The following is a 21,909-nucleotide window of genomic DNA, read 5'->3' as shown; positions in this document are numbered from 1 at the left end:
CGGCTTTGTTGTCCTCATCGCCGCCTCCCACAGGTCCGCGCAATGCCCGGCCATCATCTATCGCTACTGTAAAGCCGTGCAGCCCGGTATCATCCCGCGCCCGTGATGACCGTCTGCCAGAACCGATAATGAAACCCACCCTGATTGCCGCTGCTGAAATCGACCGCCTTGAAACCTGGGCCAAATACGCCAGCCACATGTGCGGAGGCTGCATTTCCAGCTGCTGCACCCTGCCGGTGGAAGTGAAGATCAAGGACCTGATCCGCATCGGTGTGGTCGATGAGTTCGAAAGCGGCGAGCCGCCCAAGAACATCGCCAAGCGCCTGCTCAAGGAAGGGACTATCGAGCGCTACAACCAGAAGAGCGGGATTTTCACCCTGCAGCGCATGAGCAACAACGACTGCCTGTACCTGGACCGCAAGAGCCGGCTGTGCACCATCTACGAAAAGCGCCCCGACACCTGCCGCAGCCACCCGAAGATCGGCCCGCGCCCGGGCTATTGCGCCTACAAGCCCAAGGCGGTGGAGCGCAACACCAGCGGCACGCTGAACGCCAACTCGGGCCGGGTGCCGCTCAAGTTCTGATGGGACTCTGGGCTTGTCGCGCAGTAGACATCGGGCCCGGTAGGAGCGCGCACCTACATCCGCCGGTGCCAGTAGCACACACAAAAACGCCCCCGGTCTTGCGACCGGGGGCGTTTTGTTTTCAGCCGGTTAACCGATTACTCAGTTCTTGGCTTTCTTGGCAGCGCGGGTACGCTCGCTTTCGTCCAGGATCTTCTTGCGAAGACGGATGGATTTCGGCGTCACTTCGCACAGCTCGTCTTCCTGGATGTATTCCAGGGCCTGTTCCAGGGTGAACTTCACTGGCGGAACCAGGGCGATGGTTTCGTCTTTACCCGAAGCACGCATGTTGTCGAGCTTCTTGCCCTTGGTAGGGTTGACGCCCAGGTCGTTGTCGCGGCTGTTCTGGCCGACGATCTGACCGTTGTAGATTTCCTGGCCGTGCTCGACGAACAGCTTGCCGCGCGCCTGCAGGGTTTCCAGCGAGTAGGTCAGCGCCTTGCCGGTCTCGACCGAAACCAGAACGCCGTTCTGACGGCCGGACATGTGGCCCGACTTGACGGTGTCATAGCGATCGAAGATCGAGGTCAGGATGCCGGCACCGTTGGTCAGGGTCAGGAACTGGTTACGGAAACCGATCAGACCACGTGCAGGGATGTTGTATTCCAGACGCACACGGCCCTTGCCATCCGGCACCATGTTGCTCAGGTCGCCTTTACGCAGGCCCATCTCTTCCATGACCTTGCCCTGCGCTTCTTCAGGGATGTCGATGGTGACGTTTTCGAACGGTTCCTGCTTGACGCCGTCGACTTCGCGGATGATCACTTCAGGACGGCCCAGGGCCAGCTCGAAGCCTTCGCGACGCATGGTTTCGATCAGTACCGAGAGGTGCAGCTCACCACGGCCGGAAACCTTGAACTTGTCGGCCGAGTCGCCTTCTTCAACGCGCAGGGCAACGTTGTACAGCAGCTCCTTGTCCAGACGGTCCTTGATGTTACGGCTGGTCACGAACTTGCCTTCTTTACCGCAGAATGGCGAGTCGTTGACCTGGAAGGTCATGGAAACGGTTGGCTCGTCGACGGTCAGCGGCTTCATCGCCTCGACCGTGTCCGGGTGGCACAGGGTGTCGGAGATGAACAGCGAGTCCATGCCGCTGATGCAGACGATGTCGCCGGCGGCAGCTTCTTCGACGTCGATGCGGTGCAGACCGTGGTGACCCATCAGCTTCAGGATACGACCGTTGCGACGCTTGCCGTCGGCACCGATGGCCACGACCGGCGTGTTCGGCTTGACGCGACCACGGGCGATACGGCCAACGCCGATCACACCCAGGAAGCTGTTGTAGTCCAGAGCGGAGATCTGCATCTGGAACGCGCCGTCACGGTCAACGGCCGGTGGCGGTACGTGGTCGACAACGGCCTGGTACAGCGGGGTCATGTCTTCGGCCATGTCGGTGTGATCCAGACCGGCAATGCCGTTCAGGGCCGAGGCGTAGACGACCTGGAAGTCCAGTTGTTCTTCGGTGGCGCCCAGGTTGTCGAACAGATCGAAGATCTGGTCCAGAACCCAGTCAGGACGCGCGCCCGGACGGTCGACCTTGTTGATGACCACGATCGGACGCAGGCCGGCTTCGAAAGCCTTCTTGGTCACGAAGCGGGTTTGCGGCATAGGGCCGTCCTGGGCGTCGACCAGCAGCAGTACGGAGTCGACCATCGACATCACGCGCTCTACTTCGCCGCCGAAGTCGGCGTGGCCCGGGGTGTCCACGATGTTGATGTGGTAGCCGTTCCAGTTGATGGCGGTGTTTTTCGCCAGAATGGTAATACCGCGCTCTTTCTCCTGGTCGTTGGAGTCCATCACGCGCTCGTCGTTGAGCTCGTTGCGCTCAAGAGTGCCGGACTGACGCAGCAGCTTGTCGACCAGTGTGGTTTTACCGTGGTCAACGTGCGCGATGATGGCGATGTTACGGAGATTTTCGATCACTTGTGTATCTCGATCAGAGGATTCGGTCTGCTGCCGGTTGAGGGCAGCGATTAACGTTTGAAGCTTGAGGCGTCGGCCGATGCACTAGGCGTCGGGGGGCCGGTGACGCAAGCCACAGGCAAACAGCCCCGGGCGTTTAGCTCGGTCGATATACGCGCACATTGGCATACCCCTCACTGAGCAGATGGTGAGCATGCAGGCGGCTCATGACGCCTTTGTCGCAATACAAAAGGTACTGGCGATTACCGTCCAGTTCCTTGAAACGGCTGTTCAGTGCATAGAACGGCAGCGTCTGTACTTCTATGCCCGGCACGTGCAGCGGCTGGTCTTCCTGGGCATCCGGGTGACGGATGTCGACGATGACGTGGCCGGCCAGGGCCTGTTGGACTTCTTCAACCTCGACATGCTGGCCCAGGTCGTCGATCACCTGATCAACGGTCACCAGGCGGGCGCGCTCCAGGGCGCGGTCCAGCACCGCCATGTCGAAGCGGGTTTCTTCATGCTCGACGCGGTTGCGCTTGGCATGGGTCTTGGGGTTGACCGAAATCACCCCGCAATATTCAGGCATGTGCCGGGCGAACTCAGCCGTGCCGATCTTCGTCGCCAGGTTGACGATGTCCTGCTTGTCGGTCGCGATCAGCGGCCGCAGCACCAGCTTGTCAGTCACCGAATCGATGAGGCTCAGGTTCGGCAGGGTCTGGCTCGACACCTGGGAAATCGCCTCGCCGGTGACCAGCACGTCGATCTCCAGGCGTTCGGCCATGGCCGAGGCTGCGCGTAACATCATACGCTTCAACACTACACCCATATGACTGTCATCGACGTTTTGCAGAATTTCGCCCAGAACTTCTTCGAACGGCACGCTGACGAACAGCACACGCTGGGAGCTGCCGTATTTTTTCCAGATGAAATGCGCGACTTCCATCACGCCCAGTTCGTGGGCACGGCCGCCCAGGTTGAAGAAGCAGAAATGCGTGACCAGGCCGCGGCGCATGATCTGATAGGCCGCCACGGTGGAGTCGAAACCGCCCGACATCAACACCAGGGTCTGCTCCAGCGCGCCCAGCGGGTAGCCGCCCAGGCCCTGGTGCTGGCTGTGGATCACGAACAGGCGCTGGTCACGGATCTCCATGCGCACCACCAGGTCGGGCTGCTTCAGCTCGATGCCGGCGGCGCCACATTGACGGCGCAGCTGGCTGCCCACGTAACGCTCGACCTCCATGGAGGTGAACGTGTGCCGGCCGGCACGCTTGCAGCGCACCGAAAACACCTTGCCGGGCAACAGGTCTTCGTAGTGCGCCTTGCATTTGGCGACGATGTCGTCGAAGTCGCCCAGCGGGTATTCGGCCACTTGCAGGAACTGGTTGATCCCGGGCATGCAGCTCAGGCGCTCGGTAATGCCCTGCAGGATCTTCGGATCGGTCAGCCGGGTTTCGACTTCCAGGTTGTCCCACACGCCGCCCACGACGATGTCAGCATCCAGCTCACGCAGGACGGTACGGATGTTCTTGGCCAGCTGGCGAATGAACTTCTTGCGCACCGGCGGGCTTTTGATGGTGATTTCGGGGAAAACTTTGACGATCAGTTTCATAGAAACAATGCGCGTGGGGCCAGCTAAAAAAGAGGGGCGCGGATTATAGCGGAAATTGCTCAAGGTTTAACCAGTTATCGTATGCCCGATCATCGGCGCACCAAAAACGAACACTTGCAGCAAATTCAGCCTCATGATGGTGCACATATTTTGCCGAAAATCCGCCTGCGGGCATTTAACGCTTGGATTTGGGGCGCAGAACCCAACTCAGGGCACTGGCATGCAAATTGCTCCCTTGTGAGGCAGGTTGCCATGGCAGAGTATTCTGCGCCGTGCATCACCCAAATCGTCGGGGCCAACACCAAGCAGCGGCCTCAAGTCACCCGGAGGACACCATGTCGAAGTCGGTTCAACTCATCAAAGATCATGACGTTAAATGGATTGATCTGCGCTTCACCGATACCAAGGGCAAGCAGCAGCACGTCACCATGCCGGCGCGCGATGCGCTGGACGACGACTTCTTTGAAGTCGGCAAGATGTTCGACGGTTCCTCCATCGAAGGCTGGAAAGGCATCGAAGCCTCCGACATGATCCTGCTGCCGGACGACGACTCGGCCGTACTGGACCCGTTCACCGAAGAGCCGACCCTGATCCTGGTCTGCGACATCATCGAACCGTCGACCATGCAGGGCTATGACCGCGACCCGCGCGCCATCGCTCACCGTGCCGAGGAATACCTCAAGACCACCGGCATCGGCGACACCGTGTTCGTCGGTCCAGAGCCTGAATTCTTCATCTTCGACTCGGTCAAGTACAAGTCCGACATCTCCGGCTCCATGTTCAAGATCTTCTCCGAGCAAGGCTCGTGGATGACTGACCAGGACGTCGAAGGCGGCAACAAGGGCCACCGTCCAGGCGTCAAGGGCGGCTACTTCCCGGTGCCACCGGTCGACCACGACCACGAAATCCGTACTGCCATGTGCAACGCACTGGAAGAAATGGGCCAGTTCGTCGAAGTGCACCACCACGAAGTGGCCACGGCCGGCCAGAACGAAATCGGCGTGAAATTCAACACGCTGGTCAAGAAGGCTGACGAAGTCCAGACCCTGAAGTACGTTGTCCACAACGTGGCCGACGCCTATGGCCGTACCGCCACCTTCATGCCCAAGCCCCTTTACGGCGACAACGGTTCGGGCATGCACGTGCACATGTCGATCGCCAAAGACGGCAAGAACACCTTTGCCGGCGAAGGCTATGCCGGCCTGTCCGACACTGCCCTGTACTTCATCGGCGGTATCATCAAGCACGGCAAGGCCCTGAACGGCTTCACCAACCCGGCCACCAACTCCTACAAGCGTCTGGTGCCAGGCTTCGAAGCCCCGGTCATGCTGGCCTACTCGGCCCGTAACCGCTCGGCCTCGATCCGTATTCCTTACGTCTCCAGCCCACGCGGCCGTCGTATCGAAGCCCGTTTCCCGGATCCGGCTGCCAACCCGTACCTGGCCTTCGCTGCCCTGCTGATGGCCGGCCTGGACGGTATCCAGAACAAGATCCACCCAGGCGATGCCGCCGACAAGAACCTGTATGACCTGCCGCCTGAAGAGGCCAAAGAGATTCCACAGGTTTGCGGTAGCCTGAAAGAAGCCCTGGAAGAGCTGGACAAGGGCCGTGCATTCCTGACCAAGGGCGGCGTGTTCTCCGACGACTTCATCGATGCCTACATCGAGCTGAAGAGCCACGAAGAAATCAAGGTCCGCACCTTCGTACACCCGCTGGAATACGACCTGTACTACAGCTGCTGATTGCACCGCGCGGGCTTGTCCTGCGTAACGAACAAGGTCACCTTCGGGTGGCCTTTTTCGTTTCTGGCACATACATACATCCTCCACCCCAGACGCGGTACATATCTACCGCTGGCGCTGTGCGGCTCTCTGGCAGTCTTGCAGTGCGCACTGGTGCCGGGCATGAATCGACACCTGCGCGCAGCCCTCAACCACGCTGACACGAGATAACCCATGCGCCTGCCGCTAGCGACTGCACTCCTGGCCTTGATGCACTTGCCCTTCACCTTCGCCCAGGCAACGGAACCGGGCAGCACGGCCATGGGGCCGCTCTTGCAGGCCATTCATGAGCGCCTGGCCCTGGCCGATCAGGTTGCCTTGAGCAAATGGGACAGCGGCAAGGCCGTCGAGGACCCGGCGCGTGAGCGGCAGGTCATCGCCAACGCCAGGGCCCGTGCGCCGGCATTCAACCTGGATCCCGACAGGGTCGAGCGGTTGTTCCGTGCCCAGATCGAGGCCAGCAAGCAGGTGCAGAATGCACGACTCAGCCAATGGCGCACGGCAGGCCGGGCACCGGACACCCCCAGGCAGGACCTGGCGCAGGACATCCGCCCTGAACTCGACCGCTTGCAGACACAACTGCTTCAGTCCTATGCAGACGTTCAACCTTTCCAGGCAGCCCCTGCGTGCAGGCGCTGGCTGAACGCAGGCCTCGGCCCGCTTCCCGGCGATCCGGCCCATGCCCAGGCACTGGTCCTGGCCACTGCCGAGGTGTGTGCCACCGACCCTTGATTTGTATTCGGCCGGGACTCGCCTGCGCTGGCGCGGATTATTTGACTGATCGGCATCAACCTGCGGGTGGCCTTTTTCGTTGTACAGGCGCTATCGTGGCGGCCATGACCAAAGACATGCAGCACACCCTCGACCTGACCGGTCCCGCCAGCCATACCCTGACCCGGGAGCCGGGCGTCGGCCTGCTGCGCATCGGGCCGGCTTCGCAAGGCAAGCAGGCCGACCTGCATGTCGAGGCGCACGAAACGCCGGACTGGCACGTGTTCGATGCCTTCAGCACGCCGGCCGGCTCGCCCTGGCCGCGTGTGCTGCAGTACACCGGCAGCGACAGCGGCGTGTTTGCCTGGGCCTGCCAGCGGCCGATCGAAACCCTGCGCTGGACGCCGATCCTCACGCAAGACACCCGGATCGATGCCCGCCACAGTGCGATTCAAATCCTGGCCGTGGACCTGAGCGCGCCGGGTGCTCACCTGCACCTGACGTTACCCGGACAACAGACCGGCGGCGCTCACCGGCACCTGAGCCTCAAGGGCGACCTGACACGCCTGAGCGTTGACGGCGACCTGCCCGACAGCCTGGACCTTGCGCCCACCACCCTCGCCCGCCGCACCGCCGCGCCTTTTGAGCTACCTGACCTGGGCGCCCTGCATCAGGTCGACACCCTGTCGCTGCACAACGGCCCGATGGCGCAGCCAGTTTCACTCAAGGGCCTGGAGCGCTTTAGCCATCTCAGGTCGCTGAGCCTGTACGGGCACTTCTGTGACCTTGAGCACCTGGCCAGCCATCGCGACCTGAACACCCTGAACCTGCGCTTCATGCCGACGCTGGACGGGCTGCCCGCGCTCGATCACTGGCCGCAACTGGAGCATTTCGTGGCCTTCAATGTCGAGGCCGAGGCCGGCAAGCGCCTGCGCCAGCAACTCAAGGCACGCAGCAAGGTGCGGGCCTGGGCCGGGCATGCAGCGGTCAGCCAGTTGCGCAGCGCTGCGTGGTGGCAAAGCGAGTTCGGCCGTCCCTTTTCGGCCTGGCCCAAGCGGCAGGCCACCCTGGCCAACCAGGCGTTCGACCAGGCCCTGGCGCAGTTGGCCGAGGCACAGGACCTGACACAGGCCGAAACCGCCATCAGCACCTTTGCCTGCCGATTCAATGCCTTCAAGAACATCGAAACCGGCGAACGCGAAGACCTCGGCGAAGCGGTCTGGCAACTCAGCCAGAGCGAGGATGCCCTGCGCCTGGGCGTGACCGAGGCGATGGCACGGCACTGGTTCGACCGGGCACGCCACTACTGAGGCCCACGCAATGTGCGCCGATGTGCATTATGCTGAGCGTCCATCGCGCCCCTTGATGCCGAGAAGTCCATGCGCCGTTATCTCGCCTGCCTGCTGCTGTTGATCTGCGTACCTGCCCTGGCGCAGATCTACAAGTACACCGATGCCAACGGCAATACCGCTTACAGCAGCCAGCCACCCGATGGCACCCGGGCCGAGACCGTCGAACTCAAGCCGCTCAACAGCATTGAGGCCCAGCCTCCGGTAGCGCCGCCGCCCAGCCAGAATGCGCCACAGACTCCGGCGCAACAGGCCAGCTATGACCAACTGGAACTGACCGACCTGCCAGCCGACGCCATCATTCGCGCCAACGACGGCACCTTCACGCTCAGCGTACGGGTGCAGCCGCGCCTGCAACCGGGCCATCGCCTGCAACTGCTGGTTGACGGCGAACCCTACGGCCAGCCCAGCAACCTGCCGCGCCTGCAGGTGGTCAACATCGATCGCGGCGAGCATCGCTTTGCGGTGCTGGTGCAAGACGCCCGGCGGATCATCCAGCAGAGCCCTGAGGTGACGCTGAGTATCATGCGCGCGGCCGTGGGCGGGTCCTGAGGTGAACCTGTCGCATTTCTTGTTGCTGGGCGTGCTGATGAGCGCAGGCCCGGCGCTGGCCGAGATCTATACCTACACCGACGCCCAGGGCAACCGTGTGTTCACTGACCAGCCACGCAAGAATGCCAAGCGCGTGGAGGTGGCTCCGAGCAACACCATGACCGGCACGCCGCCGACCCGCCGCGTCAAGATCAGTCCGGCAGCGGCACCTCAGCCAGGCAAGCCGGCAGTGCCTTACTCCCTGCTGCGCATTCTGGTGCCCGAGCCCGATACCACCGTGCGCAATGCCGAGGGCAACCTGATCGTGACGGTCAACAGCGACCCGGCGCTGCAGGAAGGTCATGTGTATCGCCTGCTGCTCGACGGCCAGCCGGTTGCCGAACCGGGGCGCAGCCCGGTCTTCCCGCTGAGCCACATTGACCGGGGCACGCATCAATTGTCGGTGGAAATCCTCGACCGCAACGGCCGACTGCTGGAAAAGACCCCCAGCCAGCCCTTTCACCTGCAACGCATCTCCCTGGCGCAGAAACGCCAGACCAACCCCTGCCAACTGCCCGAATACGGCGTGCGCCCGGAATGCCCGCTTAAGGACAAGCCAGAGCAGAAGAGCCGCTGGCTGCCCTTTTTCTGATAGGCCTGCCCCTGCGTTACAGCAGCAGCGCCATGCGCAAAAATATTGCAAGGCACTAAACTGGTGCATAAATAATCCGGCGCACCGGGCCCTGGCCCTGATTCGGTTCAATTTTGTCTATCCAAAGTCGCTGCCAAACAACAAGAGCACGAAAAAAGCCCGGTTTTTGTGGAAAACGCGCTTCTTTTCGGAGCCTTGGTTTGGTTCTTGCAACTTCATCCAGCACAGCATTCCGTTACGCATTGTTTCAGTGAAGGTGCACAGGCTGGCAAATCCTCCCAGCATTCACCTTTCGCGATTGCCCTGTGCCAAAAGAGGTCACCCGGATTCATGACTATCAGCGACGCGCTGCACCGATTGTTACTCGACAATCTGACCACTGCGACGATCCTGCTCAACGCCGACTTGCGCCTTGAGTACATGAATCCCGCCGCAGAAATGCTGCTTGCCATCAGTGGCCAGCGCAGCCACGGGCAGTTCATCAGTGAACTGTTCACCGAGTCCGCCGAAGCCCTCAGTTCGCTGCGCCAGGCCGTGGAGCATGCGCACCCGTTCACCAAGCGCGAAGCCATGCTCACGGCCCTGACCGGCCAGACCCTGACCGTCGACTACGCCGTCACGCCGATCCTGAACAAAGGCGAAACCCTGCTGCTGCTTGAGGTTCACCCGCGTGATCGCCTGCTGCGCATCACCAAGGAAGAGGCCCAGCTGTCCAAGCAGGAAACCACCAAGATGCTGGTGCGCGGCCTGGCCCACGAAATCAAGAACCCGCTGGGCGGCATTCGCGGAGCCGCCCAGTTGCTGGCCCGCGAGCTGCCCGAAGAAAGCCTCAAGGACTACACCAACGTCATCATCGAGGAGGCCGACCGCCTGCGTAACCTGGTCGACCGCATGCTGGGTTCCAACAAGCTGCCGTCGCTGGCCTCGACCAATATCCATGAAGTGCTCGAACGCGTCTGCAGCCTGGTCGATGCCGAAAGCCAGGGACGCATCACTCTGGTGCGCGACTATGACCCCAGCATTCCCGACGTACTGATCGACCGCGAGCAAATGATCCAGGCCGTGCTCAATATCGTGCGCAACGCCATGCAGGCCATCAACAGCCAGAACGAGCTGCGCCTGGGACGTATCACGTTGCGCAGCCGTGCCATGCGTCAGTTCACCATCGGCCATATCCGCCACCGGCTGGTCACCAAGGTCGAGATCATCGACAACGGCCCCGGCATCCCGGCCGAGCTTCAGGAAACCATCTTCTACCCGATGGTCAGCGGCCGCCCCGACGGTACCGGGCTGGGCCTGGCCATTACCCAGAACATCATCAGCCAGCACCAGGGCCTGATCGAGTGTGAAAGCCATCCTGGCCATACCAACTTCTCGATCTTCCTGCCGCTGGAACAAGGAGCCGCTTCGACATGAGCCGTAGTGAAACTGTCTGGATCGTAGATGACGATCGTTCCATCCGCTGGGTGCTGGAAAAAGCCCTGCAACAGGAAGGCATGACCACGCAGAGCTTCGACAGCGCCGATGGCGTCATGAGCCGCCTGGCCCGCCAGCAGCCGGACGTGATCATTTCCGACATCCGCATGCCCGGCGCCAGTGGCCTGGACCTGCTGGCGCGCATTCGTGAAGAGCACCCGCGCCTGCCGGTGATCATCATGACCGCGCATTCGGACCTCGACAGCGCCGTGGCGTCCTATCAGGGCGGTGCCTTCGAGTACCTGCCCAAGCCGTTCGATGTCGACGAAGCCGTCTCGCTGGTCAAGCGCGCCAACCAGCACGCCCAGGAACAACAGGGCCTGGACGTGCCGCAGGTGGTGGCCCGCACCCCGGAAATCATCGGCGAAGCGCCGGCGATGCAGGAAGTGTTTCGTGCCATCGGGCGCCTGAGCCATTCCAACATCACCGTGCTGATCAACGGCGAGTCCGGCACCGGCAAGGAACTGGTGGCCCACGCCCTGCATCGCCACAGCCCGCGTGCCGTGGCGCCGTTCATTGCCCTGAACATGGCGGCCATCCCCAAGGACCTGATGGAGTCGGAGCTGTTCGGTCACGAGAAAGGCGCCTTCACCGGCGCGGCCAACCTGCGCCGCGGCCGCTTCGAACAGGCTGATGGCGGCACGCTGTTTCTCGACGAAATCGGTGACATGCCGGCCGACACCCAGACCCGCCTGCTGCGCGTGCTGGCCGATGGCGAGTTCTACCGGGTCGGCGGTCACACGCCGGTCAAGGTCGACGTGCGCATCATCGCCGCCACCCACCAGAACCTTGAAACCCTGGTGCAGGCCGGCAAGTTCCGCGAAGACCTGTTCCACCGCCTGAACGTGATCCGCATCCACATTCCGCGCCTGTCGGACCGTCGTGAAGACATCCCGACCCTGGCCCGACACTTTCTCAGCCGCGCGGCGCTGGAACTGGCGGTGGAACCCAAGCTGCTCAAGACCGAGACCGAGGAATACCTCAAACACCTGCCGTGGCCGGGCAACGTGCGGCAGCTGGAAAACACCTGCCGCTGGATCACGGTCATGGCCTCGGGCCGCGAAGTGCACATCAGCGACCTGCCACCGGAACTGCTCAACGTCCCGCAGGACGCCGCCCCGGTCACCAACTGGGAGCAGGCCCTGCGCCAGTGGGCCGACCAGGCCCTGTCACGCGGGCAGTCCAACCTGCTCGACAGTGCCGTGCCGGCCTTCGAGCGGATCATGATAGAGACCGCGCTCAAGCACACCGCCGGTCGTCGTCGCGATGCCGCCGTGCTGCTGGGCTGGGGCCGCAACACCTTGACCCGCAAGATCAAGGAACTGGGCATGAAGGTCGATGGCAGCGACGATGACGACGGCGAAGACAGCTGACGAAGGCGGGTCGCGGCCTTCGAGGCCGGACTGATATTTTTGCCAGTTTACGCCCGCCACATTCGCTGATTAGCTCCTTGAAACAGCCTTGTCTTCCAGGGCTTCAAGGAGTTGATCGTGATGGAGTACACCCCCTTCCCCGAACTGCGGGAAATCAATGCGCGACTGCTGGCCTGCCTGCCGCCGCGCGCGTCCTTTCGATTGCGCAACCGCATCGTCGACTATGAAATCGCTGAGATGGCGGTGCTGTTTCGCACCGGCGAACTGAGCGCCGAGCAAGTGACCATTGCCTACCTGGCACGGATCTACGAGCTCAACGGACCGTTCGAGGTGTACGACGACAATGGCGGTTTCAATGCCTTTGTGCGCATCGATGCCCAAGAGGCGCTGAGCCAGGCTCGCTGGGCTGACCTATGGCTGAACAACCCTGATGATCCACGCGGACCAGCCCCGGTGCTGTGCGGGATCGCGTTGGGGTTCAAGGACGTCATGGCGATCTGCGGGCGTGAAAGCAAGAACGGCACCCACGCCTTCGACACCAATGTTGCTCACCACGATGCCACCATCGTCGCCCGCCTGCGCGAGCAGGGGGCGGTGTTGCTGGGCCACACCATCTGCTCGGAATACTCCGGCAGCGTGCATGGCGATTTCGGAGCCAATGCCTGGGACCCGACCCGGGTGCCTGGTGGCTCCAGTTCCGGCTCCGGCATTGCCCCGGTCGCACGCCTGTGTGCCGGTGCGCTGGCCGCAGAAACCGGCGGCTCGCTGATCACCCCGGCGGCGGCCAACGGTGCCAGTGGCATCAAGCCCTCTTTAGGCCTGGCCTCGACCGCCGGCCTGATGCCACTGCTCATGGGCTGGGATGTACCGGGCACCATCGCCCGCTCGATACGCGATGCCTCGCTGATCCTGTCAGCCATCAGTGGCCTGGACCCGCTCAATGACCCCCTGACCCTGTCGCAACCCATCCCGGCGCTGCAACTGCCTTGCGCACCACGTCCAGGCCCCACGCCGTTGGCGGGTATCACCATCGGCATCCCGCAGACCGACTGGATGTTCCCCGATGGGCTGGGCCAGCCGCCAGCCAGCCTCTATGACACCGATTACCGCGAAGCCTTCGAGCGCTTCAAGGCACAACTGACCGGGCTGGGTGCACGGGTGCTGGATTTTCCCGGCCTCGACATGACGCAGTCGCAGAACCGCCCGTACTATGGTGCCGGCCCTATTTTTGATACCCCGGATCCTTTTATGCGCCTGACACCGGCGGCTTTGACCAGCTATCCGGTGCAATACGAGGCGCGCTACTGGAAAGCGGTGGCCGATTTTGCCGTACGCCGCCCGTCGCCTTATCGTGAAGAGTTGCTGAAAAATTTCAATGCACAGTTTTATAAGGCGGTTATCGAGCAGGTGCCTTATTCGTTAATCGTCGAGGCTGACCAGCGTCGACGGCGGCAACAGCAAGTGTGGTATCAGGCGCTGCATGAGCACGACGTGGACTTCATGCTGGTGATGCCGCTGGGCTCGCACATTGGCTTGCGTTTCGGCCTGGAGCGGGCTGAAAACGGTTTGCAGGTACGACGCACCTACTATGATCTGCCCAACGCGCTGGGCTGGCCGATGGTGACCTTTCCGATCGGGCATGGCCGTACCGGTGTGCCTGCCTCCTTGCCGATCAACGCAGCGTTCTGGGGAACGCGCTTTGCTGAGGTACAGATTATCCAGGCCGCGCTGGATTTCCAGGCGCACTACCCGCAGTACCACGATGCGGCGCCGCCGACGCCGCGATTCGACCTGTACAGCAAACGCCCGGATAACATGCCCAGGGTCCGGGACATAGCCCCGCACGACTCCACCGATCCGCTGGTCATTGAGCGGGGCAGAACATGGACATGAGCACCTTTTACAGCATTGCCTGGAAGCCGATGCGCAACCCGGCCTTGTTGCCGGCCGATACCGGGCAGGCACCCCGGGTGTTTTTCAGCATTGCCTGGCAGGCGCCGCTGCGGCCGTTGTACTACCCGGCCGACGCCGCGCACCTGCACCTTACTCAGCCAGTGAAGGCCGGGCCCACAGGTTGATCCCTCCTTCCACGGCAAAGCGATCGATCGCGGCCAGTTCTTCGGCGCTGAACGCCAGGTTGTTCAGCGCCGCGACGTTCTCGATGATCTGCTCGGGGCGGCTGGCACCGATCAGCGCCGACGTCACCCGCGGATCGCGCAGGGTCCAGGCCAGGGCCATTTGCGCCAGGCTCTGGCCACGGCTGCGGGCGATCTCGTTGAGCGCCCGCACATGGGCCAGGTTCTGCTCCGACAGATGCTCGGCCTTGAGCGAGCCGCCACCGGGGCGATTGACCCGGGCGTCTTGCGGCACGCCATTGAGGTATTTGTCGGACAGCAGGCCCTGGGCCAGGGCAGTAAAGGCAATGACCCCGGCACCCAGCTCATCGGTGGTGTCGAGCAGGTCCTTTTCCACCCAGCGATTGAGCAGGTTGTAGGCCGGCTGGTGGATCAGCAGCGGGACGTTCCACTGCTTGAGCAAGGCGGCCATTTCCCGGGTCTTGCTGCCCGAATACGACGAGATGCCGATGTACAGCGCCTTGCCCTGTTGCACGGCGGTGGCCAGGGCACCGGCGGTTTCTTCCAGCGGCGTGTCGGGGTCAAAGCGGTGCGAGTAAAAGATATCCACATAGTCGAGCCCCAGGCGTTGCAGGCTCTGGTCGAGACTGGCCAGCACGTACTTGCGCGAGCCACCGCCCTGGCCATAAGGACCGGGCCACATATCCCAGCCGGCCTTGGTGGAGATGATCAACTCGTCGCGGTAGGCCGTGAAGTCTTCGCGCAACAGCCGGCCGAAGTTCACCTCGGCGCTGCCATAGGGTGGGCCGTAGTTATTGGCCAGGTCGAAATGGGTGATGCCCAGGTCGAATGCGGTGCGCAGCATGGCGCGCTGGGTGTTGATCGGCGTGCTGTCGCCGAAGTTGTGCCACAGGCCCAGCGACAAGGCCGGCAGCAGCAAGCCACTGCAGCCGGTGCGGCGGTAGAGCATGTCGGTGTAGCGATTATCGGCTGCGATGTAAGTCATGAAAAATCCCTGAAAAAAGTAATGGCCCCATCGCCGGCAAGCCGCCTCCCACACGACCGCGCCCTACACAAAACAGATGCCCGACGTGTTCCTGTGGGAGGGGGCTTGCCCGCGATGGCGTCAGCGCGGTTGCACCTGCCAGGCCGCGCTCTGGATATCGACACGCTTGGGCAGCAAACGGTTATCGAAGAACAGATCAGCGGTCGCCTGCTGCGCCTTGATGATTGCAGGCGTGATCGGCAGCACCGGCGACACCGGGCGATGGTCGATGTACAGGCCGATCACTTCGCCGGGCAGGCCCATGCTGCGGCTCAGTATCTGCACGCTCTGTTCGCGCTGGCTGCGGGTCAAATCATCGGCGGCCGTCAGTTCGTCCAGCACCTGCTGGACGAACTCCGGGTGCTGGCCGGCAAAATCGCGGCGGGCGGTGTACACCGGTCCCGACAGGCCAAGCCCGGTGCCGTCGGCCAGCAACCGGCTCTGGCCTTCGACCAGCGCAATGGAATAGTACGGGTCCCAGATGGCCCAGGCCTCGACGCTGCCGTTTTCGAACGCAGCGCGGGCATCGGCCGGGCTCAGGTAGACGGGCTGGATATCCTTGAAGCCCAGCCCGGCCTTGAGCAGCGCACGCAGCACCAGGTTGTGTGCGCTGGAGCCTTTTTGCAGCGCCACCTTGCGGCCCTTGAGTTCGGCCACGCTGCGCAGCGGGCTGTCCTTGCGCACCAGAATCACTTCAGCCTCAGGCTTGGCCGGTTCGGCGCCGACGTACACCAGATCGGCACCGGCCACCTGGGCGAAGATCGGCGGAATGTCACCGGTGGAGGCGATGTCCAGGCTGCCGATATTCAGCGCCTCCAGCATCTGCGGCCCGGCGGGGAATTCAATCCATTTGATCGCGGTGCCGGCAAAACGCTTTTCCAGCAGGCCGTGTTCCTTGGCCAGCACCAGCGGGATCGAGCCCTTCTGATAGCCGATGCGCAGCGTGTCGGGGTCGGCCGCTGCAGCGTTAGCCACCAGGCTGAAGACAGCCAGGGTGGCGGCGATAAAAGCGAGTGGTTTCATGAAGTCATCCTTTGCCTGTCAGTACGCCGTCGCCGGCAAGCCGCCTCCCACAAGCCATTCAGGGGCGCTGCGACAGCGTGGAAAATGGGTGGGCCAATCATTCAAACGGGTTGGCGGGCCGCTGCAGCCCGAGATTTTCGCGCAGCGTCGTGCCCTCGTATTCGGTGCGGAACAGGCCACGCCGTTGCAGTTCAGGCACCAGCAGGCGGGCCACGTCTTCCAGTCCGCCAGGCAAATGCGGCACCAGCACGTTGAAACCGTCGGCCGCGCCGTTTTCGAACCACAGCTGCATCTGGTCGGCGACCTGAGCGGGCGTGCCGATCAGGCTGTAGTGCCCGCGCCCACCGGCAATCCGGCGGCCCAGTTGCGCCAGGTTCAGCCCCTCGCGTTGAGCCAGCGCGGTGAGCAATTGCTGCCGGCTGCGCTGGCCGCTGTCGGTCAGTGGCAGCTCGGGCAGCGGGCCGTCCAGCGGGTAGCCGGACAGGTCGAAATTGCCCAGCATCCGCCCCAGCAACGCCACCCCGACTTCAGGTTCCACCAGGTTCTGGAACGACTCGAAGGTGGCCTGGGCCTGCGACTCGGTTTCAGCCACCACGACCAGCACGCCGGGCATGATCTTCAGCGATTCGGGGCTACGGCCATACGCGGCCAGCCGGCCCTTGAGATCGGCATAGAATGCCTGGGCGCAGGTTAACGATGTCTGGGCGGTAAACACCACTTCGGCGGTACGCGCCGCCAGGTCGCGGCCGACCTCGGACGAGCCGGCCTGCACCACCACCGGCTGGCCCTGGGGCGAGCGCGCCACATTGAGCGGCCCCCTGACCCGGAAGAATTCGCCATGATGGTCCAGCACCTGCACCTTGGCCGGGTCGTAGTACTGACCGCTGGCCTTGTCACGGGTAAAGGCGTCATCGGCCCAACTGTTCCACAGGCCGGTTACCACCTGGTGAAACTCCTGCGCCCGGCGGTAGCGCTCGGCATGCCCGACGTGCTCGTCCAGGCCGAAATTCTGCGCCTCGGCGGCGGCGTCGGAGGTCACCAGGTTCCAGCCCGCACGCCCACCGGACAGATGATCGAGTGAGGCAAACTTGCGCGCCACGTGATACGGCTCGTTGTAGGTGGTGGTCGCCGTGGCGATCAGGCCGATGTGCCCGGTGACCGCGCTCAGGGCCGCAAGCAGGGTCAGGGGCTCGAAGTGATCAGAGCGCGCCATGCGGCTGGCCACCTCGCCGGTTGCCGCGGCCACGCTGTCGGCCACGAACAACACATCGAAGCACGCCGCTTGCGCGACTTCGGCCAGATGCCGGTAGTGCTTGAAGTCGAGCCCGGCGCCAGCCGGGACGTCCGGGTGCCGCCAGGCCGCTACGTGGTGCCCGGTGGCCATGAGAAAGGCGCCCAGTTTCATCTGTCGTGCCGACGTGTTCATGGTCAGAAGTCCTTGCGCAGTTGCACGCCGAAATAGCGCTCGTCGTCACGCGGCACGGCGCGGTAGATGTAGTTGCCACCGGTGGCGAGCATCGGCGAGTAGGACTTATCGGCCAGATTCTTGCCCAGCAAGGCCACGCGCCAGCCGGCGTCGTAGTCAGCCAGGGCCACGCTGGCGTTCCAGATACCGTAGGCGCCCTGCCGGGTGTCGGGGTTCTGGCTGATGTCGTACTGCACCTCGCTCTGCCAGCTGTAATCGCTGCTCAGTTCGATATCCAGGCCGTTGTCCAGCGGGATGCTGTAGTCGGCACGCACATAGCTTTTCCAGTCCGGGCTGTACGGCAGGGTCTTGCCATCGACATTGCATGAAGCCGCCGCCCCGGCCGGGCAGGCGAAGCTGTCAATGCGCGCCTGGGTGTAGGCCAGCGCGCCGGAGACCTTGAACTGCGAAGTCACCTGCAAGGCGTAGTCGAGTTCGACGCCCTGGGTCTTCACGCTGCCGGCGTTGATCAGGCGCGTCACCACCTGGCCGGCGACGCTGTCGAAGAAGTTGGCCTGGTAGTTGTCGTACTCGCTGTGGAACACCGCCAGATTGGTGGTCAGGCGGTTGTTCCAGGCGCTGGCCTTGATCCCCGCTTCCCAGGTGTTGGAGGTTTCCGGCTTCAGGGCCTCGGTGTCGCGTGGCTGCATGTTGAAGAACACGTTATAGGCCGGGCCCTTGTAGCCGCGCGAATAAGTAACGTAGCTGGTCACGGTATCGCTCAGGTCGTATTGCAGCCCCAAGCGCCCGGACTTGCCGTCTTCGTCGACCGATCCTGTGCTGCGGGTGGCCGGCTGGATACCGCTGACCGTGGTGGACGAGGTCGAGACGCGGCGATGGTCATACTCCAGGTCATCGTGGCTCCAGCGCAGCCCGGCAATGGCGCGCAGGTCCGGGGTCAGGTTGAAGGTGCTCTCGCCGAACACCGCATAGTTCTCGCTGGTGGTGCTGTAGTCGGCCACGCCCTGCTCACGGGCGGTCGGGGTAATCAGGGTGCGCTGGTAGGTTTCATCGCTCTTGCCGCGCATGTAGAACAGCCCGCCGACGTACTCGACAAAGCCACCCTTGGGCGAGGCCAGGCGCAGCTCCTGGGAGTACTGGTTGTAGTCCAGCTTGCCCTTGTCTTCGGTGCCGGGAAACGCCGTGGTAATGGCAGCGAGGCGGTCGCCGTCCTGGTACTGGGTGTTGTCCCAGCCGCGCCAGGCGGTGATCGACGTCAGGGTGTGGTCGCCCAGTTGCCAGTCCAGTTGCCCGGACAATCCTTTATTCACGTCCTCGACATGGCTGCGGTAATCGCTGACCACGTCGCGGTTGTCGCTGCCGGCGCGCACCGGGGCCAGGGCACTGGCGAACGCCGGCGTCAGTGCCTGGCTGACCACGCCATTGGGCGCGTCGTCATGGCTTTGCATGTAGTCGGCAGCCAGGGTGAAGGTCACCTCGTCGCTGGGGGTGAATTGCAGTTTGCCGCGCACGCCCTTGCGGTTATAGCCGTTGACCTCGTGACCATTGGCCTGGTTGTCGACGTTGCCGTCGTAGCTGCCGAACAGGGTGGTGACCGAGCCCTTGAGCGTATCGGGGATCAGGCTGCCGCCGAGGCCGAAGCGCGTGCGGCTTTCATGGCCGCTGTACCAGGACTGGTCGATGTAGCCATGGGTGGCTTCGGTCGGGGCCTTGGTCACCACGTTGAGCACGCCGGCCGAGGCGTTCTTGCCGAACAGCGTGCCTTGCGGGCCGCGCAGCACTTCAATGCGCTCAAGGTCCAGCAGGTCGAGGGTTGCCTGCCCCGGCCGGCCGAGCACCACGCCATCGATGACCGTGGCCACGGTCGGTTCGACGCCCGGCGAAGTGGAAATGGTGCCGACACCGCGAACGAACAGCGAGGTGTCCTTGTTCGACGCACCGGTACGAAAGTTCAGGCTCGGCACTTGCTGAACCAGGCTGGCCACGCCGTTGCGGTTGTCGCGCTCCAGCTGTTCGCCCTCGACCACCGAGACCGCCACTGGCACCTTTTGCAGCGATTCTTCGCGGCGCGTGGCCGTCACCGTCACGGCATTGAGCACCGGTGCTTCGGAGGCGCTGCGCGCTGTGTCGGCGAATGCGGCCCCCGGCATCAGCGGCCAGCTTGCCAGGCCCATCAGCAGCCAGGCGCAACGACCTGCCCGCGCCTTGTTGGCCTGTTCGATGGCGGTTGCCAGAGGTGTGTGTCCAGTGCCGCTGCCCAGTGTCGTGCGCATCTGTGTGCCTGCCTGAAAAAGTAGCGAATGTCGTCAATACCCCACGTATTGACGGTTTTTATGTGGCTAAACGGGGCGTTGGCATTCGCACGAGCGAGTAGCAGACAAACCAGGACGTTAGCGCTAACATCGCCAGTATCAGAAACGGGACCATAGAGCGTCCAATACTGAAAAATTACTTTTATATTCCTTTTTATTTTATGCGGATCACGTTGGCATGGCAGAACAACCTCCGATGACACGTAAACGCCGCAGCGCCGGTCGCATCACGCTCACTGCAGTGGCCAAGGCCGTGGGTGTTTCGGCGATCACCGTTTCGCGCTACTTCAATCAGCCCGAACAGGTCTCACCCGAGCTGCGCGAACGCATCGCCACGGTCGTGGCTGATCTGGGTTATGTGCCCAACCTGGTCGCCGGCGGCCTGGCCTCGGCGCGCAGCAAGGTGGTGGCGATGGTGATCCCGAACATCTCCGGGCCGATTTTCGCCAATACGATCCAGGGCTTCAGCGACACCTTGAGCCAGCACGGTTTCCAGTTGCTGCTGGCCTCCAGTTATTTCTCGGCCGAGCAGGAAGAAAGCGCGGTGCGGGCTTTTCTCGGCTGGTCGCCGGCCGCCCTGGTGCTGACCAGCCACTTTCATACCGCCGCGACGCAGAAGATGATCGAGCAGGCCGACATGCCGGTGATCGAAACCTGGGATTACCAGCCGCAGCGCCAGCCGATCCAGATCGGCTTTTCGCATTACCAGGTCGGTGTCACGGCAGCGCGCTACCTGCATGGCAAGGGCTACCGGCGCATCGCCTTTGTGCAGAACAGCGTGGTCAGCGACTTCAGCGCCCTGGAGCGGCGTGACGGTTATGCCGATACGTTGAGGACGCTGGGGCTTGAGCCGTGGGTCTTCGCCCCGGACCCGGGACTGGCGCCGTTCGAGGCCGGCAAGCAAGCCATGCAGCACTTGATGAGCGGGGTGCAGCGCCCGGATGCGATTTTCTTTGCCAACGACAACCTGGCCGCCGGCGGCCTGCTGGCCGGTCAGCGCGCCGGCCTGTCGATCCCGCAGGACTGTGCGGTGATGGGCTTTGGCGACTACGCCTTTGCCGAAATGCTGTTGCCCAGCCTGAGCACCATCAAGCCGCCGGCACTGGAGATCGGCGTGCTGGCGGCGCAGCGACTGCTGCAAAGCCTGGGCGTGTTGCCGCTGGAGGGTGAGCTGCAGCGCTTGAACCTGCTGGAGTGTCAGTTGATGGAACGGGAAAGCACATAGCGCTCTAAGATGAGGTAGCCCCTCATTTCTGACAGGAGAAACGCCATGACCCGACCTCGCAAAGTCGCCATCGTCACGGGCGCATCACGCGGCATCGGTGCGCAGATCGCCCGGCGCCTGGCCGCCGACGGCTTTGCCGTGGTGATCAACTACGCCCACAGCGCCGACGAAGCCGACACCCTGGTGGCTGAACTGATGGGCCAGGGTCACGATGCGATTGCGATCAAGGCCGACGTCGCCAGCACCGCCGATGTACGCCGATTGTTCGACGCCACCGAGCACCACCTGGGCCAGGTCGATGTGCTGGTCAACAACGCCGGGATCCTCAAGACCACGCCACTGGTCGACACCAGCGACGAGTTGTTCGAGCAGACCTTTGCGGTCAATACCCGGGGTGTGTTCAACACCCTGCGCGAAGCCGGCCGGCGCTTGAACGACGGTGGGCGGATCATCAATTTCTCGACCACCGCCCTGGCCCTGAGCCTGCCGGGCTACGCCATCTACAACGCCAGCAAGGCCGCCGTGGAAGCCATGACCCCGGTATTCGCCAAGGAACTGCGCGGGCGCAGCATCACGGTCAATGCCGTGGCCCCGGGGCCGGTGGCCACCGAACTGTTCCTCAACGGCAAGACCGAAGAACAGATCCAGCATTTCGCCAGCCTGCCGCCGCTGCAACGCCTCGGCCAGCCCGACGACATCGCCAGCGTCGTGGCCTTCCTGGCCGGTCCCGATGCAGGCTGGGTCAACGGCCAGGTCCTGCGCGCCAATGGCGGCCTGGCGTGACTATCTGCGC

The 21,909-nt window shown here is 63.1% G+C and carries 18 protein-coding genes; 12 read left to right on the top strand and 6 right to left on the bottom strand.

Translation table 11 applies throughout. The annotated features are described in order from the left end of the window. The first annotated feature begins 128 nt into the window (after nt 1-128). Complete coding sequence (locus tag ASF84_RS19485; RefSeq protein ID WP_056840483.1) at nt 129-584, top strand: YkgJ family cysteine cluster protein; 456 nt, start codon at nt 129-131, stop codon at nt 582-584. 141 nt (nt 585-725) lie between these two features. Here ASF84_RS19485 and typA read toward each other — a convergent pair whose 3' ends face one another. Both typA and thiI read right to left on the bottom strand, forming a co-directional pair. Further along, nucleotides 726-2,546: a translational GTPase TypA gene (gene typA, locus ASF84_RS19480; RefSeq protein WP_056840482.1), complete on the bottom strand. Its 1,821-nt coding sequence runs from the start codon at nt 2,544-2,546 to the stop codon at nt 726-728. A 136-nt stretch (nt 2,547-2,682) separates the two neighbouring features. Then, a complete protein-coding gene (gene thiI, locus ASF84_RS19475; protein ID WP_056840481.1) occupies nt 2,683-4,137 on the bottom strand; it encodes a tRNA uracil 4-sulfurtransferase ThiI in 1,455 nt (484 codons plus the stop codon). Between the two features lie 335 nt (nt 4,138-4,472). Here thiI and glnA point away from each other — a divergent pair, with 335 nt between their 5' ends. From glnA to ASF84_RS19430, 9 genes are all read left to right on the top strand, one after another. Beyond that, nucleotides 4,473-5,879 carry a glutamate--ammonia ligase gene (gene glnA, locus ASF84_RS19470; protein ID WP_056840480.1) on the top strand — a complete coding sequence of 469 codons (1,407 nt, stop codon included), beginning with the start codon at nt 4,473-4,475 and terminating at the stop codon, nt 5,877-5,879. A 213-nt stretch (nt 5,880-6,092) separates the two neighbouring features. Beyond that, nucleotides 6,093-6,650 (top strand): chorismate mutase, encoded by a 558-nt coding sequence (locus tag ASF84_RS19465; protein ID WP_056840479.1) that lies wholly within the window; start codon nt 6,093-6,095, stop codon nt 6,648-6,650. A 104-nt stretch (nt 6,651-6,754) separates the two neighbouring features. Beyond that, a complete protein-coding gene (locus tag ASF84_RS19460) occupies nt 6,755-7,939 on the top strand; it encodes a hypothetical protein (protein WP_056840813.1) in 1,185 nt (394 codons plus the stop codon). 69 nt (nt 7,940-8,008) lie between these two features. Then, the gene (locus tag ASF84_RS19455) at nt 8,009-8,530 is read left to right on the top strand and encodes a DUF4124 domain-containing protein (RefSeq protein ID WP_056840478.1); all 522 of its coding nucleotides are present in this window, start codon (nt 8,009-8,011) and stop codon (nt 8,528-8,530) included. A 37-nt stretch (nt 8,531-8,567) separates the two neighbouring features. Further along, nucleotides 8,568-9,161 (top strand): DUF4124 domain-containing protein, encoded by a 594-nt coding sequence (locus tag ASF84_RS19450; RefSeq protein ID WP_056840812.1) that lies wholly within the window; start codon nt 8,568-8,570, stop codon nt 9,159-9,161. Between the two features lie 330 nt (nt 9,162-9,491). Then, nucleotides 9,492-10,577, top strand: a complete 1,086-nt coding sequence (glnL, locus tag ASF84_RS19445) for a nitrogen regulation protein NR(II) (protein ID WP_056840477.1) — start codon at nt 9,492-9,494, stop codon at nt 10,575-10,577. Further along, entirely contained in the window at nt 10,574-12,010 is a 1,437-nt protein-coding gene (ntrC, locus tag ASF84_RS19440) for a nitrogen regulation protein NR(I) (protein ID WP_056840476.1), read from the top strand. The genes glnL and ntrC overlap by 4 nt, the downstream gene beginning before the upstream one ends. Before the next feature lie 120 nt (nt 12,011-12,130). Further along, complete coding sequence (locus tag ASF84_RS19435; protein WP_056840475.1) at nt 12,131-13,903, top strand: amidase; 1,773 nt, start codon at nt 12,131-12,133, stop codon at nt 13,901-13,903. Next, the gene (locus tag ASF84_RS19430; protein WP_156684305.1) at nt 13,900-14,088 is read left to right on the top strand and encodes a hypothetical protein; all 189 of its coding nucleotides are present in this window, start codon (nt 13,900-13,902) and stop codon (nt 14,086-14,088) included. Before ASF84_RS19435 ends, ASF84_RS19430 begins: the two co-directional genes overlap by 4 nt. Here ASF84_RS19430 and mgrA read toward each other — a convergent pair. From mgrA to ASF84_RS19410, 4 genes are all read right to left on the bottom strand, one after another. Next, nucleotides 14,054-15,091 (bottom strand): L-glyceraldehyde 3-phosphate reductase, encoded by a 1,038-nt coding sequence (gene mgrA / locus ASF84_RS19425; RefSeq protein WP_056840473.1) that lies wholly within the window; start codon nt 15,089-15,091, stop codon nt 14,054-14,056. The genes ASF84_RS19430 and mgrA overlap by 35 nt on opposite strands. Before the next feature lie 120 nt (nt 15,092-15,211). After that, nucleotides 15,212-16,153, bottom strand: a complete 942-nt coding sequence (locus ASF84_RS19420) for a sulfonate ABC transporter substrate-binding protein (protein ID WP_056840472.1) — start codon at nt 16,151-16,153, stop codon at nt 15,212-15,214. A gap of 97 nt (nt 16,154-16,250) precedes the next feature. Then, on the bottom strand, nt 16,251-17,579 hold the full coding sequence (locus tag ASF84_RS19415) for an LLM class flavin-dependent oxidoreductase (protein ID WP_056840471.1): 1,329 nt from the start codon (nt 17,577-17,579) through the stop codon (nt 16,251-16,253). A 2-nt stretch (nt 17,580-17,581) separates the two neighbouring features. Beyond that, the gene (locus tag ASF84_RS19410) at nt 17,582-19,852 is read right to left on the bottom strand and encodes a TonB-dependent receptor (protein WP_056840470.1); all 2,271 of its coding nucleotides are present in this window, start codon (nt 19,850-19,852) and stop codon (nt 17,582-17,584) included. Between the two features lie 217 nt (nt 19,853-20,069). Here ASF84_RS19410 and ASF84_RS19405 point away from each other — a divergent pair, with 217 nt between their 5' ends. Both ASF84_RS19405 and ASF84_RS19400 read left to right on the top strand, forming a co-directional pair. Then, the gene (locus tag ASF84_RS19405) at nt 20,070-21,116 is read left to right on the top strand and encodes a LacI family DNA-binding transcriptional regulator (RefSeq protein WP_056840469.1); all 1,047 of its coding nucleotides are present in this window, start codon (nt 20,070-20,072) and stop codon (nt 21,114-21,116) included. Nucleotides 21,117-21,161: 45 nt separating this feature from the next. Further along, nucleotides 21,162-21,899 (top strand): SDR family oxidoreductase, encoded by a 738-nt coding sequence (locus ASF84_RS19400; protein ID WP_056840468.1) that lies wholly within the window; start codon nt 21,162-21,164, stop codon nt 21,897-21,899. The last annotated feature ends 10 nt before the right edge of the window (nt 21,900-21,909 follow it).

Origin of the sequence: Pseudomonas sp. Leaf127 (genome assembly GCF_001423155.1) — a bacterium.
Lineage (GTDB): Bacteria > Pseudomonadota > Gammaproteobacteria > Pseudomonadales > Pseudomonadaceae > Aquipseudomonas > Aquipseudomonas ovata.
Note: the sequence above shows the minus strand (reverse complement) of the source record. Positions and strands in the feature narration are given on the sequence as shown.

Coding starts and splice junctions, on each gene's coding strand:
- ASF84_RS19450 (WP_056840812.1), top strand. CDS start 8,568: ATGAGCGCAGGCCCGGCGCTGGCCGAGATCTATACCTACACCGACGCC.
- glnA (WP_056840480.1), top strand. CDS start 4,473: ATGTCGAAGTCGGTTCAACTCATCAAAGATCATGACGTTAAATGGATT.
- ASF84_RS19455 (WP_056840478.1), top strand. CDS start 8,009: ATGCGCCGTTATCTCGCCTGCCTGCTGCTGTTGATCTGCGTACCTGCC.
- ASF84_RS19415 (WP_056840471.1), bottom strand. CDS start 17,579: ATGAACACGTCGGCACGACAGATGAAACTGGGCGCCTTTCTCATGGCC.
- ASF84_RS19430 (WP_156684305.1), top strand. CDS start 13,900: ATGAGCACCTTTTACAGCATTGCCTGGAAGCCGATGCGCAACCCGGCC.
- ASF84_RS19435 (WP_056840475.1), top strand. CDS start 12,131: ATGGAGTACACCCCCTTCCCCGAACTGCGGGAAATCAATGCGCGACTG.
- mgrA (WP_056840473.1), bottom strand. CDS start 15,091: ATGACTTACATCGCAGCCGATAATCGCTACACCGACATGCTCTACCGC.
- ASF84_RS19485 (WP_056840483.1), top strand. CDS start 129: ATGAAACCCACCCTGATTGCCGCTGCTGAAATCGACCGCCTTGAAACC.
- ASF84_RS19410 (WP_056840470.1), bottom strand. CDS start 19,852: ATGCGCACGACACTGGGCAGCGGCACTGGACACACACCTCTGGCAACC.
- ASF84_RS19460 (WP_056840813.1), top strand. CDS start 6,755: ATGACCAAAGACATGCAGCACACCCTCGACCTGACCGGTCCCGCCAGC.
- ASF84_RS19465 (WP_056840479.1), top strand. CDS start 6,093: ATGCGCCTGCCGCTAGCGACTGCACTCCTGGCCTTGATGCACTTGCCC.
- thiI (WP_056840481.1), bottom strand. CDS start 4,137: ATGAAACTGATCGTCAAAGTTTTCCCCGAAATCACCATCAAAAGCCCG.
- ASF84_RS19420 (WP_056840472.1), bottom strand. CDS start 16,153: ATGAAACCACTCGCTTTTATCGCCGCCACCCTGGCTGTCTTCAGCCTG.
- ASF84_RS19400 (WP_056840468.1), top strand. CDS start 21,162: ATGACCCGACCTCGCAAAGTCGCCATCGTCACGGGCGCATCACGCGGC.
- ASF84_RS19405 (WP_056840469.1), top strand. CDS start 20,070: ATGGCAGAACAACCTCCGATGACACGTAAACGCCGCAGCGCCGGTCGC.
- glnL (WP_056840477.1), top strand. CDS start 9,492: ATGACTATCAGCGACGCGCTGCACCGATTGTTACTCGACAATCTGACC.
- ntrC (WP_056840476.1), top strand. CDS start 10,574: ATGAGCCGTAGTGAAACTGTCTGGATCGTAGATGACGATCGTTCCATC.